Below are 14,437 nucleotides of genomic sequence, written 5' to 3' on the forward strand. Positions count from 1 at the left end.
AATGGTACGAGCAGCTTTAAAGCGGCCCATCACCGTATTGGTGTTGTTCCTGGGCCTTCTCTTATTCTCAGTGGCGGCCGTTCGTAATATTCCCATCGATATTTTTCCGAAGCTCAACCTGCCAACAATCTATGTCATTGAACAATACGGCGGCATGTCGCCCAAACAGATGGAAGGTTTTTTTGCCACCCGCATGCAGGACCAGTTCCTGTATGTGAACGGCATTAAGAATATCGAAAGCAGGAATATACAAGGACTGTCCCTCATCAAACTGACTTTCTATGAAAATACCGACATGGCCGAAGCCTCCGCCCAGGTGGCCCTGCAGGTGAACCGTAGCATGTCGTTCTTTCCGCCGGGCGCTTTGCCTCCGCAGGTGGTGCGTTTCGACGCCTCTTCACTACCTGTAGGCGAGCTGGTATTCAGTAGTAAAACACACTCGCTGAAAGAGATGTTTGACCTGGTGCTCACGCGCATCCGGCCCCTGTTTGCCACCGTTCCCGGTCTGTCGGCTTCACCGCCCTTCGGCTCTAATGCCCGTACGGTGGTGATCAATGTAGACCCGCAGAAACTGCGCATGTACAATCTCTCGCCGGATGAAGTAGTAAACGCGATTGTACACAACAATACCATTACACCTTCCGGCAACCTGCGCGTGGGCAACACCATGTACGTAACGGCCATTAACTCCCTGGAAGATAAGGTAGCCAGCTTCGGCGATATTCCTGTTTCCACTACCGGCGCCACTTCAGTATTTGTACGCGACGTAGCACACGTGGCCGATGCAGCAGACATCACCGTAGACTATGCGCTGGTGAACGGCAAACGCTCCGTATACATCCCCGTGGTGAAAACAGCAGACGCCTCCACCTGGGAAGTGGTGCAGCAGCTGAAAAAGAAGCTGCCCGAAATGAAAGGTCTGCTGCCCGATGATGTAGACATCAGCTATGAGTTTGATCAATCTGTATTCGTAATGAACGCCGCCAAAAGCCTGATGACGGAAGGTATTATGGGCGCTGTGCTCACCGGACTGATGGTCCTGCTTTTCCTGCGCGACTGGCGCAGCAGCCTGGTAGTGGTCGTCACCATTCCCGTGGCGGTGCTCAGCGCCGTATTCTTTCTCTTCCTGGCCGGGCAAACCGTGAACATCATGACGCTCAGCGGCCTGGCCCTGGCCATCGGTATCCTGGTAGACCAGGCCACCGTTACCATAGAGAACATTCACCAGCACCTGGAAATGGGAAAAAACAAACGGCAGGCGATCCTGGATGCCTGTTCTGAAATATCCTTCCCGCTCTTGCTGATATTGCTCTGTATCCTGGCCGTGTTTGCGCCTTCGTTTATTATGAGTGGCGTGCCCAAGGCCATGTTCCTGCCGCTCTCTTTGTCTATCGCCTTTGCGATGATCGTGTCTTTTATCGCTGCGCAAACGCTGGTGCCCGTGATCTCCAACTGGTTATTAAAAGCAGAGATGTACAACCATGCCCATGCAGGTCTGGCGCTGAACAAGGGTGAGATTAACGAAGTGAATGCACATACTAAGGAAGAACAGCATCACCCGGAAAAACGTGATTTCTTTCAGCGCCTCAAGGGAACGCTGGTGAACCTGCTGGAGAAATGGATGCCGAAGCGAAAGCTGATCGTCATCAGCTACCTGCTGCTGGCTTTCGCGGCTGCGGCCATCTGCTTTATGATCATTGGTAAAGATCTCCTGCCTAGATCCAACACCGGGCAGCTGCAACTACGTATACGCGAGCCCGATGGTACCCGCCTGGAAGTGACCGAAAGGGCAGTAAAGGATATTTTGCATGTAGTAGATGCCACCGTGAACGATCATGTTGCCATCAGCTCTGCCTATGTGGGCCTGGTGCCCAGTAATTTCGGCACCAGTAATTTATATATCTTTTCCAGCGGCACGCATGAAGCCGTAATTCAGCTGAACCTTGATGAAGACTATAAAGTGAAGATGGATGAGCTGAAAGAATCGCTGCGCGCCAACATCCGGCGGGTGCATCCGGAAGCCAGGCTGTCATTCGAGCCGATCGAGCTTACCGAAAAGATCATGGCGCAAGGTGCTTCCACTCCTATAGAAGTAAGAGTAGCCGGTAAGAATTATCACGATATCAGTGTTTACGCCCGGCAGCTCACGGAGCAACTGCAGCAGCTCAAATGCCTGCGCGATGTGCAGATCACGCAGCCGCTTCATTTCCCGAATATCAATATCAGCATAGATCGTTTAAAGCTCGCGCAGATGGGCCTCAGCATCGACAATGTTTCTAAAAGCATTACCGATGCTACCTCTTCCAGCCGTTATACCGCCAAGAACCTCTGGCTGGATGAACGTTCTGCCTATACCTATCAGACACAGGTACAGGTGCCGGAATATATGATGAACTCCGTGGAGCAGATGAGCGCCATTCCCCTGGTACGCGGCGCCATGCGGCCGGTGCTTTCAGATGTAGCTGCGATCACGGTAGATACCCTTCCCGGGGAGTTTGACCGTGCTGGGCCGCGCCGTTTTCTCACCATCAGCGCCAACATCCATGAAAAGGATCTGGGCGCTGCTACCGCTGCCGTGCAAAAGGTGATAGACAACATGGGCGCGCAACCCGCCGGACTGATAGTAACGGTAGAAGGCATGTCCTCACTGTTAACGGAAACACTTTCCTCTCTGCAGAACGGGTTGCTGGCCGCAGTGATAGTGATCCTGCTTTTACTGGCGGCCAATTACCAGTCCTTTGGCCTCTCGCTCACCGTGCTGGCCACTGTACCTGCTGTATTGTTAGGCTCCCTGTTAATGCTGCTGGCCACCGGCGCTACACTGAACCTCCAATCTTATATGGGCATTATCATGTCTACCGGCGTATCAGTAGCTAACGCCATCCTCATCGTGACCAATGCCGAAGCCTTGCGGCATACCTATCGCAATCCGTTCAAAGCGGCGATCGTAAGCGCGGGGATCCGCCTCCGGCCCATCCTGATGACCAGCCTCGCCATGATCGCGGGTATGATCCCCATGGCTAGTGGCCTGGGCGAGTCCGGCGATCAGTCTGCACCCCTAGGCCGTGCAGTAATAGGCGGCCTGGCGGCATCCACACTGGCCGCACTGCTGATCGTGCCGCTGGTATATGGTTGGGTACAGCAAAAGCGCTCTTACCAGCCGGTTTCCCTGTTGCCTGAAGATGATCCTGACACTAAATAACCTGAACAAATATGAAGCATTATATCATAACAATTATACTGGCAGGCGGCTTATATGCCTGCTCCTCCGGTACTTCTGCTGAAAAGAAAGCGCCTGTAAAAGCAGTCATGCATTTTAATACCGCCCCGGTAAGTGCCACAGGTGTTTCCACCGCTATCCGCTTGCCGGGGCAGCTGGCAGGCTACCAGGAAGTGAGCATCTTTCCAAAAGTGAACGGCTACGTACAACAGGTGCTGGTAGACATCGGCGCTGCCGTACATAAAGGACAGCTCCTGATGACGCTCGAAGATCCTGAGCTGGAGCAGGCTGCCGTACAGGCGCGCGAAAAAGCAGCCCATGCACAGGCTGGCTATATGATCACGAAAGATAGTTATTACCGCCTCCTGGAAGCTTCCCGTACAGCCGGCGCCGTATCCCCGATGGACCTGGCCGCGGCAAAGTCGAGAATGGCGGCAGACAGCGCCCTCTGTAACGCAGAAAAGGCGAATTGGGAAATGCAAAAGACCATGCTGTCTTACCTGAAAGTAACAGCGCCCTTTGACGGCGTGATCACCGAAAGGAATGTGCATCCCGGCGCGCTGGTGAGCGCAGCCGGCAGGGAACAAAAACCCATGCTGGAGCTGAAACAGCTAGACCGCCTGCGCCTGCAGGTAGATGTACCGGAAAATATCGCCGGCGCACTGGATAGTAAAACAAAGATGGATTTTTATGTAAGCGCTTTCCCCGGTAAACGGATGTCTGCACAGATCGCGAGAAAATCGCAGAACGTGAACATGTCCTACCGCATGGAAAGAGTGGAAATGGACGTATGGAATCATGACGGCTCACTGGCCCCCGGTATGTACGCCGATGTGATCCTGGATGTGAGCGGCAGCCGCAATGCCTTTTCCGTGCCTCGTTCTGCCGTGGTAACTTCTACGGAAAGGAAATACGTCATTGCCGTACGGGATGGTAAAGCAGTGAGGGAAGATGTGATCACCGGCAATGCAAGCGATGACAAGATAGAAGTGTTTGGCGATCTGAAAGAAGGCGAGCCGGTGATCGTAAATGCCAATGATGAAATAAAGGACGGCGAAGAGATCAATTAAGATAACTATCGTATGGCCGGTGAAGATGTTGTTAAAGCATTTTCACCGGTTTCTTTTTAACTTACACCTTAATATACCAGATATCAATCCGGTCAGTCCATTCCCGGGAAATCCTTCAAATTCCTTGTAAACACTTTTCCAAACTCCTTACTGTCCGCTGCCGCCCAGGTAGCCATCGCATACAGCACAGGGCGTAAACGGATACCGGTTGTGCTCAGCTGATATGTTACATGCGGTGGCACCACTGGTTTGGCTTTGCGGATGATCAGCTTATCTGCTTCCAGCTGTTTCAGGTGCTGGATGAGCACTTTCTCCGTAATGGCAGGGATGCCTTTCCGCAGGTCACTGTAACGTTTACTGCCGGACAGCAGCTGGAACAGGATAATGGGCTTCCAGTATCCCCCTATCTTTTCCATCACATACGTAATGGGGCATGCCTGGAAAGCCGCCTGTTTATTGGCCTGGATGGTGGAACTTTCTTTTACCTTGGTCATAATGACCGCAATTTACAGCTTCCAGCCGTACCCCGAAACCAGCTAACCAGATCCGGTAACCTGTTAACGACGCCCGGCAGCCTGCTAACGACGCGTCTTTGTTCGCTGACGATGTAAAACGATCATCTTGCATCGAAGTTCTTCGATCTCATAACTTATACCTGCCGGCTCTCAGTACCCGTGGGGATATTTTCCTCACTTACTTGCCACTAACAGCTTGCAACCGGCCGTTTTCAGCTCAGGATCATAATATGGCATCAGTAAAGCAGTGCTATGCTCCCGTGCAGGAAAGAGGTAGCGTTTCATCACCGGGTACAGCGCATACGCCGCCTGCGTACTGAGGATCCCCAGCCCGGCGCCTCCGGCAATATCGCTGAACCAGTGCCGGTTGTTATACATCCGCAGCGTACCGGTAGCGGCAGCCGCAATATAGCCCGTCACGCTCAGCAGGGGATGGCTGTGCTGGTATTCCATGCGCATGAATTCTGCGGCGGCAAAAGCGGTGGCGGTATGTCCGCTGGGAAATGATTCGTAATTGCTGCCGTCAGGCCGCTGCTCGTGCGTGGTCCTTTTCAGCACCTTTACGGTAGAAGCCATGATCAGTGTAGACATGCCATAGATAATGGTGCGGTCGCGGAAGTTGTGCTCCCCATGCGCACCCGCCAGGTTCAGCAGGTATACTGCAGCAGCTGGCGACCATTGCAGGTAATTGTCAATACAGGTGGAAAAATTGGGATGATCTTCCCGCAGCTCTAATTTAGTGCTGTAATTAAAGTCCTTTAATGTGTGATTCTCCAGCGCTACGAAACCGTAAGTTAACATAGCGCCGGGAACCAGGAGTCCGCAGAGTGTGGGTTGATGAATGTCGGCCCTTTCTGCGGGCTGTTGCATGTAATGTGCAGTTGTAGGTGGCAAAGTATCCAGTCTTTCGGGTAAACGCTGCGCCTGGGCAAGGATACAGCAGCATACTCCGGCTGTTACCAACAGTAGTCGGAAATAAGTCATACAGTTGTAGGTAGTAAATATTAATAGTCTTTCTGGAGACAATCTGAAGTCCCCATCAGATCACTAACAAATAACGACTTTTTATCGTATTTTTCTGATCCATAACACGAAAATCAACAAGATCATATATGCACCTGACAGCAAGAGAAACGGAAAAGCTACTGCTTCACGTGGCCGGTGAACTGGCGGAAAAAAGAAAAGCCCGCGGCTTAAAGCTCAACTACCCGGAAGCCATTGCCCTTATCAGCAGCCGTTTACAGGAAGCTGCACGCGACGGCCGTAGTGTGGCGGAGCTGATGCATTTTGGCGCTACCATTCTCACCCGCGGCGACGTCATGGAAGGCATTCCCGAAATGATACACGAAATTCAGATAGAGGCCACCTTTCCCGACGGCACCAAACTGGTGACTGTTCATCATCCTATCCGTTAAAATTGTACAGTATGATACCCGGAGAATATTTCCTGAAGAACGAGCCGGTGGAAGCCAACAAAGGCCGCCGTACCATTTCCATCAAAGTGGTGAATACCGGCGACCGCCCGGTACAGATCGGCTCTCATTGCCATTTCTTTGAAGTGAACCGGCAAATGGCCTTTGATCGTGCAGCCGCTTTCGGCATGCGCCTCAATGTGCCCTCCGGCAATGCCGTACGCTTTGAGCCAGGCGAAGTGAAAGTGGTGGAGCTGGTAGAGCTAGGCGGCGCCAAACGCGTGATCGGCATCAATAACCTGGCCCAGGGCATCACCACAGACGCCGCGGTAAAGCAGGCCGCCCTCGAAAAAGCGCAACAGCAACAATTTAAAAATCAGTTACCGTGAGCCTCAGTATAGACAGACATAAATACGTAAGCATGTACGGCCCCACCACGGGCGATCGTGTACGGCTGGCAGATACAGACCTGGTTATCGAAATAGAGAAAGACTATAACGTGCATGGCGACGAATGCAAATTCGGCGGCGGCAAAAGCGTGCGCGACGGCATGGCGCAATCGGCCACTGCACTGCGCAGTGAAGGCGTGCTGGACTTCCTCATCACCAATGTGATCATCATCGATCACTGGGGCATCGTTAAAGCGGATATCGGTATTAAGGACGGCAGGATCGTAGCCATCGGCCAGGCCGGCAATCCTGATACTATGGACGGCGTTCATCCCGAGATGATTATCGGCGCCGCCACAGAAGTGCACAACGGCAGTAACCTCATTGCCACCGCAGGCGGCATTGATACGCATATTCATTTTATCTGTCCGCAACTGGTAGACCATGCGCTCTTCAGCGGCATCACCACTATGATCGGCGGCGGCACCGGCCCGGCAGACGGCACCAGCGCTACTACCGTAACACCGGGCAAATGGAACATCGAACGCATGCTGCAGGCGGCAGAAGGTTATCCCATGAACCTGGGCTTCTTCGGCAAAGGTAACTGCGCTACTACTGCTCCGCTGGAAGAGCAGATCGAAGCAGGGGCCCTGGGCCTGAAGATCCACGAAGACTGGGGCGCTACGCCCGCCGTAATAGACGCATCCCTGCAGGTTGCCGATAAACTGGATGTGCAGATCGCCATCCATACGGATACGCTTAACGAAGCCGGTTTCCTGGAAGATACGATGAACGCTATCAACGGCCGCGTGATCCATACCTTCCACACAGAAGGCGCCGGTGGCGGCCACGCACCGGATATCATCCGCGCTGCTTCGTTCCCGAATGTGCTGCCTGCATCTACCAATCCTACCCGTCCATATACCGTAAATACCATAGACGAGCACCTGGATATGCTGATGGTATGCCATCACCTGGACAAGCGTGTACCCGAAGACGTAGCCTTCGCCGATTCCCGTATCCGCCCCGAAACCATCGCAGCAGAAGACATCCTGCACGATATGGGCGTGTTCAGTATTATGAGCTCTGACTCACAGGCCATGGGCCGTGTAGGAGAAGTGATCACCCGCACCTGGCAAACGGCTGATAAAATGAAGAAGCAACGCGGTGCGCTCCCGGAAGACAAGGCAACAGCCAACGACAACTTCCGCGTAAAACGTTACGTGGCCAAGTATACCATCAACCCGGCCATTGCCCATGGCATTTCGCAGCACGTAGGCTCGATAGAGCCAGGCGAGATAGCCGACCTGGTATTGTGGAAACCGGCCCTCTTTGGCGCCAAACCGGAGATGATCATCAAAGGTGGTATGATCGTGGCCAGCAAAATGGGCGATCCCAATGCGTCCATTCCTACGCCGCAGCCGGTGATCTACCGGCATATGTTCGGCGCGCATGGCAAAGCGCTTACACATACCAGCGTCACTTTTGTTTCGCAGATCTCGCTGCAGAAGGGTATTGCCCAGGAATACGGCCTGCAGAAAAAGCTGCTGCCGGTGGTTGGTTGCCGCAACATCTCGAAGAAAGACCTGATCCATAACGACCAGACGCCGGATATCACCGTCAACCCCGAAACCTACGAGGTAAAGGTAGACGGCCAGCCGGTTACCTGCGAACCACTGAAAGAGCTGGCGCTGGCCCAACGGTATTTCCTTTTTTAGTTTGAAGTTTGAGGTTTGAAGTTTGAGGTTCAGAACAGTTTTGCTCATTAAGTTTACTAGTTCTTAACTTTTAACTTCTAACTAACTTCAGACCTCAAACTTCAAACCTCAAACTCGTTCTGATGATCATCGAAGACATTCTTGGCAATATCGATACCGGCAATCGCCAAACCGACCTGCTGCAGATGGAATGGTACGAAACCACCCGCCGCATACAACGCCGGCATACCATCGGCGGGCGTGAAATAGCGCTACGCCTCCTTAAGCAAGGCCAACGCCTGCAACAGGATGATGTGGTGTACATGGACGATACCACTGCCATAGTAGTAGATATCCTGCCTTGCGAAGCCATCGTAATAAGGCCTGCCACCATGCTGGAAATGGGCACTGTCTGCTACGAGATCGGGAACAAACATTTACCCATCTTTATCCAGGATAACGAAGTACTGATCCCCTGGGAAGAGCCGCTGTATAAATGGCTGGAAGCGGGCGCTTATCAGCCGGAAAAAGCCATGCGCAAGCTGACCAATATGCTCCGCTCCAATGTGGCGCCGCATCACCATGGCGGCAGCGGTAGTACGCTCTTCCAGAAGATCATGAATCTGACTAACAGCCGTTAGCTATCAGCAGCTAGCGCTTAGCAGCTAATAGCAATAGCTAACAGCCAAAAGCCGACTTACATGCATCTATTATCGCTACTGCATCTTTCCGATCCTACTTTGCCCATAGGCGGCTACACCCATTCCAATGGGCTGGAAACCTATGTGCAGCAAGGACTGGTGCACAATGCCGCCACGGCGGAAGCTTATATACAAAGCATGCTGGCCAATAATCTTCGTTACAACGATGCCGCCTTTGCCAGCCTGGCTTACGACGCTGCGGCGAAGAATGACCTGGCTACGCTGCTGCAGCTGGATGAAGCATGCACGGCGCTCAAGATACCGCGCGAGATCCGCCAGGCCAGCCAGAAGCTGGGCATCCGCCTGCTTAAGATCTTCAACCGTTATTTACCGGCTGAATTGGTGCAGCAATATGAGCAGGCGATGCAGGCCGGCAATGCCAGCGGGCACTACTGCCTGGTATACGGCGTATACGCCTGCCTGTTAGCAACGCCGAAGCTGGATGCACTGGAAGCTTTTTATTATAATGCAGCCGTTGGGATGGTAACCAACAGTGTGAAGCTGGTGCCGCTCGGACAGCTGGACGGGCAGGATATCCTGTTTCGCCTGCAGCCTTTGTTAAGAGATTTGGCTTCGCTTACCATGGAGCCGGATCCTGCATGGCTGGGCTGTTGCAACCCGGGTTTTGATATCCGTTGTATGCAGCATGAAAGATTGTATTCCCGTTTGTATATGTCCTAAGAAATTTATGATGAGAAAATATGTTAAGATAGGTATTGCAGGGCCTGTGGGCTCCGGTAAAACAGCCCTCATAGAACGGCTGTCGCGCAATATGGCCCACCAGTATGACCTGGGAGTGATCACCAATGATATTTATACCAAAGAGGACGCGGAGTTCCTTACGAAGAACAGCCTGTTGCCGGCCGAACGGATCATCGGTGTAGAAACCGGCGGTTGTCCGCATACCGCCATCCGCGAAGACGCCAGCATGAATCTGGAGGCTGTGGATGAAATGGCGGCCCGTTTCCCCGCTATACAGCTCATCTTTATAGAAAGCGGCGGCGATAATCTTTCCGCTACCTTCAGCCCTGACCTGGCAGACGTTACCATCTTCGTGATCGATGTGGCTGAAGGCGATAAGATCCCCCGCAAGGGAGGCCCGGGCATCACCCGTTCAGACCTGCTGGTGATCAACAAAATAGACCTGGCCCCTTATGTAGGCGCCAGCCTGGAAGTGATGGAACGTGATGCAAGGCTGATGCGCAAAGGCCAACCCTTTGTATTTACAGATCTGATGAAAGGAGTCGGCCTCGACGCCGTGATCAGCTGGATCAAAAAATACGCCCTGCTGGAAGACATTGCAGAACCTAAGCTGCACCGATGATCAGCGAACTGAAAATAGGAACAGGGGTACGCAGCGGTATTACTTACCTGAAGGAGAGCTATTATACCAAACCTTTTAAGCTCGCGGATATCGGCGCTTACCGGGCAGATAAAGCGCTCTGCCTGATGCTGATGACCGCCTCGCCCGGCATGCTGAACGGCGACGACTACCGTATATCTGTCAACGTTAGCGCGGGCGCACGTTTGCAATTGCAAACGCAGGCCTACCAGCGCCTCTATAGTATGCAAACAGGCGCCCGTCAGCAGATCGATGTAGCGGTGGGAGAGGAGGCGCTTTTCAGTTATGTGCCACATCCCATAGTGCCACATACAGATGCGGTGTTTGAAGGGTATAACCGTATCAACCTGTCGGACGGCAGTCGCCTGATATGGGGAGAGATCCTTACCTGCGGCAGAAAACTGAATGGAGAAGTGTTCAAATTCCGCCTGTTCCATAACCTTACAGAACTGCGGTATAAAGGAAAACTGATACTGAAAGATAACTTGATGATACAACCGGCACGCTTAAACGTATACGATCCTGGACAAATGGAAGGCTACACGCACCAGGCTACGCTCATCTATGCCGATACCCGGCCTGATGCACCCCCGGTAGCAGACCGCCTGCTGGAGCTGCTGGTCCGGGAAGAGGATATCGCTTTTGGTGTTACGCAAAGTGCCGGGCCGGCTATTGTGCTGCGTATACTGGGGCATGGCGCAGAACAGTTGTTCAATTGCATGCGCAGCATGGAAACAATATTATGGGAATTAGAAGGTGTGAAAGTACAGGTCAGCTAATAGCAAACCTTATTGAAGCAAAAGGGTCTTCCGCCTCCGTCATTGCGAGGCCCGCAGGGGCCTTGTGAGGAGCCGGGCCGAAGCAATCTTTTAACATAATCTCGCTTTTAAATAAAAGAAAACATGACCACAGAGATCGGCGCCTTACTACTCACTGCCATCACCATCGCCTGTATACACACCGCTACAGGCCCGGATCACTACATGCCTTTTATTGCCTTGTCTCAATCCCGTAACTGGTCTGTAACCAAAACCATTCTCTGGACAGTGATCTGCGGCATCGGCCACGTAGGCAGCTCTGTATTACTCGGATTACTGGGCGTTTTCCTGGGATGGGAATTATCGAAGATCAGCTGGCTGGAAGGCATACGTGGCGGCATTGCCGGCTGGGCGCTGCTCTTCTTCGGACTGGCTTACCTGGTTTGGGGCATCCGCCGCGCTTATCTCAACCGGCCGCATAAACATTTTGACCGTTATGATGATGGGTCTGTTTATGTATACGAGCATAAACATGGCGAAGGCCCGGTATACCCGCAGCAGCGCACGAAAGTAACGCCCTGGATCATGTTCATCATTTTTGTGCTCGGTCCCTGCGAACCCTTGATCCCTTTACTAACCTATCCCGCCGCACAAAAATCCACTTTCGGAATTGTGATGCTGATAGTCACCTTTACCGTATTCACCCTGATCACCATGGTGACGATGGTATTGCTGGGATACTACGGTTACTCCTTCCTCAGAACGGACAAGCTGGAAAGGTATATCCATGCTATAGGCGGAGCAACAGTGACGATATGTGGGATAGGAATGGTGTTTATGGGATGGTAAGCCCTTTAATATGTCGGCGCAGGCTACACAGCATTCAACCAGCCTCCCTTAACCCGGAATCTTGCAATTATTCCCAATTATCCTTACTTTCGTCATCCAAAACCAGGAAATGGTGTCTTCCTGCACAAGAACCGCTCCGCCAGCCGGCGGAACTGATGGCGCCTGCAAATATTAAATGGCTTCAGAAGCCATCACTCATTTATTTGTAGGACTATGATCAAAAAGCTCACATCTTCTTTCGAACAATTCTCAATCGCTTACCTCCTTATCCGTTGGACTATTCTCGCTATTCCAGTATCCATCGTTACCGGGTCGCTGGTAGCGCTCTTCCTTTGGCTGCTGGATAAGGCCACGCATACACGCTGGGAGCATGAATGGCTGTTATACCTGCTACCAATAGCAGGTATAGGCATTTATTTCTTATACAAGCAACTGGGCAAGAACGCTGAAGCCGGCAATAATCTCATCATGGAGGAAATCCATCAGCCGGGAGGCGGTATACCCGCCCGTATGGCGCCGCTGGTGTTGTTCACCACCGTTGTCACTCACCTGTTTGGCGGTTCCGCCGGCCGGGAGGGCACTGCAGTACAGATAGGTGGCAGCATGGCCAATATGCTGGGCCGCTGGATGAAGCTAAAGGAAAAGGATCTTCGCGTGCTCTTAATGACCGGTATCGCCGCTGGTTTCGGCGCGGTATTCGGTACTCCGCTGGCGGGGGCCGTCTTTGCGCTGGAAGTGCTGGCCATTGGCGTGATCCGCTATGATGCCCTGCTGCCTTGCCTGATCGCCGCCGTATTTGCCGATATTATTTGCAGTGCCTGGGGCATTCAACATACACACTACGCTATTCATTACATAGACGGTGATGCACTGCCGTTTCTGCCATTCCTTCATATCGACCTCTGGCTGCTGGCCCGCGTGATCCTGGCCGGGGTGGCCTTCGGACTGGCCAGCTACGCTTTTGCCAAGACGATGCACCTCATTAAGCAAACAGCGCAGCGTGCTATAAGGCCCGCCTGGATGGTGCCTGCTATCGGTGGGATGATCATCATTGTCTTTACCTGGGCCTTACACACCACAGATTACCTGGGGCTGGGCGTTACCAGCAAAGACCCTTCCGGCGTCAGTATTGTGAACGCTTTTCATGATGGCGGCGCTGATACCTGGAGCTGGTTCTGGAAGCTGCTATTTACCGCCATCACCCTGGGCATGGGCTTCAAAGGGGGAGAGGTGACACCGCTGTTTTTTATCGGCGCCACCCTGGGCAATACCCTGGCATTACTCCTTGGCGCGCCGGTAGATCTCTTTGCCGGATTGGGATTTATCGCGGTGTTTGCCGGGGCTACCAATACCCCTATCGCCTGCACGCTGATGGGCGCCGAGCTTTTCGGAACAGAACATATCCTCTATTTTGCTGTAGCCTGCTTCACCGCTTATTACTTCAGCGGTCACAGTGGCATTTACAAAGCACAGCGGCTCATGGTAAAGAAAACAATGGATTAATAGTCGTGTTCTATCTGGCTTATTTCAGCCATACTACTTTTTGTTCCGCTGTATGTGCCTGTCCAATAATATCCGTATACAGTTCCGGTCTCCTGGCTTTGCGGTAACGATAACCGCCAGACTGTTCCAGTTTTTCAGGCGTACAGGTGGCAATAGCGATCTCATTGCCAAGCTGCCGGCACTCTGCCAGTATATCTCCAAAAGGGTCCAGGATCATCGCACAACCGTTCTTCAGCTGATCATCATCCATACCGATAGGATTGGAGAACACCACGTAAATGCCGTTATCGTATGCGCGTGCAGGTAGCCATTTCATCAGCCATGCGCGCCCTTTTAAACCGTCAAATTCAATACGCAGGGAGGTAGGATCATTTTCCCGGTTCTCCCACAGCTGAGGATCTACAAAGCCGGCGCCAGGCCTGGTAGAAGGCGTGCACATGGTTACATGCGGCATGAAGATGATGTCTGCGCCTAACAATGCAGTAGCCCTTACATTTTCTATGATGTTATTGTCATAACAAATGAGAATACCGCATTTCCAGCCATGCAGGTCAAATACTACATACTCATTACCTGGGGTAAGATGAGGATTGATGAAGGGATGCAGCTTCCGGAATTTGGCCACCAGGCCATTAGCATCTACACATACATATGCTTTATAGAGGTTGTCTTCCACATCTTTTTCAAACAGACCGGCGAGGATGGTAATATTCGCTTCGGCAGCAATAGCGCTGAGTGCCCGAATGCTGGGCCCTTCGGGGATGAGTTCCGCCACTTCGAGCAGCTGTACCTTGGAAAGGCGGCGGGCAAAGGTGTAACCGCTGATAGAACATTCATGGAAGGCGATCACCTGTGCACCCGCTGCAGACGCATCCAGCGCCATGCGGCGGATGATATCCAGGTTATAGGCTTTGTCGGCACTGCGGTGCTCAAATTGAGCAGTAGCTATTTTCAAGGCTTGCATAAAAATTGGATTGAGAT

General features: G+C 52.5%; 14 protein-coding genes and 1 riboswitch. Of the genes, 11 read left to right on the forward strand and 3 right to left on the reverse strand.

The window, feature by feature from the left end; genetic code table 11:
• Position 1 precedes the first annotated feature (1 nt).
• Positions 2-3,202 (forward strand): efflux RND transporter permease subunit, encoded by a 3,201-nt coding sequence (locus ACR9Y8_RS00890; protein WP_481211333.1) that lies wholly within the window; start codon positions 2-4, stop codon positions 3,200-3,202.
• Between the two features lie 11 nt (positions 3,203-3,213).
• Positions 3,214-4,290, forward strand: coding sequence for an efflux RND transporter periplasmic adaptor subunit (locus tag ACR9Y8_RS00895; RefSeq protein WP_481211334.1), 1,077 nt, complete (start codon positions 3,214-3,216; stop codon positions 4,288-4,290).
• Between the two features lie 92 nt (positions 4,291-4,382).
• Here ACR9Y8_RS00895 and ACR9Y8_RS00900 read toward each other — a convergent pair whose 3' ends face one another.
• Both ACR9Y8_RS00900 and ACR9Y8_RS00905 read right to left on the reverse strand, forming a co-directional pair.
• The gene (locus ACR9Y8_RS00900) at positions 4,383-4,784 is read right to left on the reverse strand and encodes a winged helix-turn-helix transcriptional regulator (protein WP_481211335.1); all 402 of its coding nucleotides are present in this window, start codon (positions 4,782-4,784) and stop codon (positions 4,383-4,385) included.
• 195 nt (positions 4,785-4,979) lie between these two features.
• Positions 4,980-5,789 carry a phosphatase PAP2 family protein gene (locus ACR9Y8_RS00905; protein ID WP_481211336.1) on the reverse strand — a complete coding sequence of 270 codons (810 nt, stop codon included), beginning with the start codon at positions 5,787-5,789 and terminating at the stop codon, positions 4,980-4,982.
• Between the two features lie 128 nt (positions 5,790-5,917).
• On the opposite strand from ACR9Y8_RS00905, the gene ureA reads away from it, so the two are divergent.
• From ureA to ACR9Y8_RS00950, 9 genes are all read left to right on the forward strand, one after another.
• Positions 5,918-6,220 (forward strand): urease subunit gamma, encoded by a 303-nt coding sequence (gene ureA, locus ACR9Y8_RS00910; protein WP_481211337.1) that lies wholly within the window; start codon positions 5,918-5,920, stop codon positions 6,218-6,220.
• Positions 6,221-6,231: 11 nt separating this feature from the next.
• The gene (ureB, locus tag ACR9Y8_RS00915; protein ID WP_481211338.1) at positions 6,232-6,606 is read left to right on the forward strand and encodes an urease subunit beta; all 375 of its coding nucleotides are present in this window, start codon (positions 6,232-6,234) and stop codon (positions 6,604-6,606) included.
• Positions 6,603-8,324 (forward strand): urease subunit alpha, encoded by a 1,722-nt coding sequence (gene ureC, locus ACR9Y8_RS00920; protein WP_481211339.1) that lies wholly within the window; start codon positions 6,603-6,605, stop codon positions 8,322-8,324. The genes ureB and ureC overlap by 4 nt, the downstream gene beginning before the upstream one ends.
• 122 nt (positions 8,325-8,446) lie before the next feature.
• Positions 8,447-8,944, forward strand: a complete 498-nt coding sequence (gene ureE, locus ACR9Y8_RS00925) for an urease accessory protein UreE (protein ID WP_481211340.1) — start codon at positions 8,447-8,449, stop codon at positions 8,942-8,944.
• Positions 8,945-9,004: 60 nt separating this feature from the next.
• On the forward strand, positions 9,005-9,685 hold the full coding sequence (locus tag ACR9Y8_RS00930) for an urease accessory protein UreF (RefSeq protein WP_481211341.1): 681 nt from the start codon (positions 9,005-9,007) through the stop codon (positions 9,683-9,685).
• Between the two features lie 7 nt (positions 9,686-9,692).
• On the forward strand, positions 9,693-10,328 hold the full coding sequence (ureG, locus tag ACR9Y8_RS00935; RefSeq protein ID WP_481211342.1) for an urease accessory protein UreG: 636 nt from the start codon (positions 9,693-9,695) through the stop codon (positions 10,326-10,328).
• On the forward strand, positions 10,325-11,125 hold the full coding sequence (locus tag ACR9Y8_RS00940) for an urease accessory protein UreD (protein ID WP_481211343.1): 801 nt from the start codon (positions 10,325-10,327) through the stop codon (positions 11,123-11,125). Before ureG ends, ACR9Y8_RS00940 begins: the two co-directional genes overlap by 4 nt.
• Before the next feature lie 123 nt (positions 11,126-11,248).
• Positions 11,249-11,953 carry an urease accessory protein UreH domain-containing protein gene (locus ACR9Y8_RS00945; RefSeq protein WP_481211344.1) on the forward strand — a complete coding sequence of 235 codons (705 nt, stop codon included), beginning with the start codon at positions 11,249-11,251 and terminating at the stop codon, positions 11,951-11,953.
• Positions 11,954-12,049: 96 nt separating this feature from the next.
• A riboswitch (Fluoride riboswitch) is annotated at positions 12,050-12,125 on the forward strand.
• A gap of 41 nt (positions 12,126-12,166) precedes the next feature.
• A complete protein-coding gene (locus tag ACR9Y8_RS00950; protein WP_481211345.1) occupies positions 12,167-13,456 on the forward strand; it encodes a voltage-gated chloride channel family protein in 1,290 nt (429 codons plus the stop codon).
• Between the two features lie 19 nt (positions 13,457-13,475).
• Here ACR9Y8_RS00950 and ACR9Y8_RS00955 read toward each other — a convergent pair whose 3' ends face one another.
• Entirely contained in the window at positions 13,476-14,420 is a 945-nt protein-coding gene (locus tag ACR9Y8_RS00955; RefSeq protein ID WP_481211346.1) for a nitrilase family protein, read from the reverse strand.
• Positions 14,421-14,437 lie beyond the last annotated feature (17 nt).

The organism is Chitinophaga sp. SVR4-12A (genome assembly GCF_056754765.1).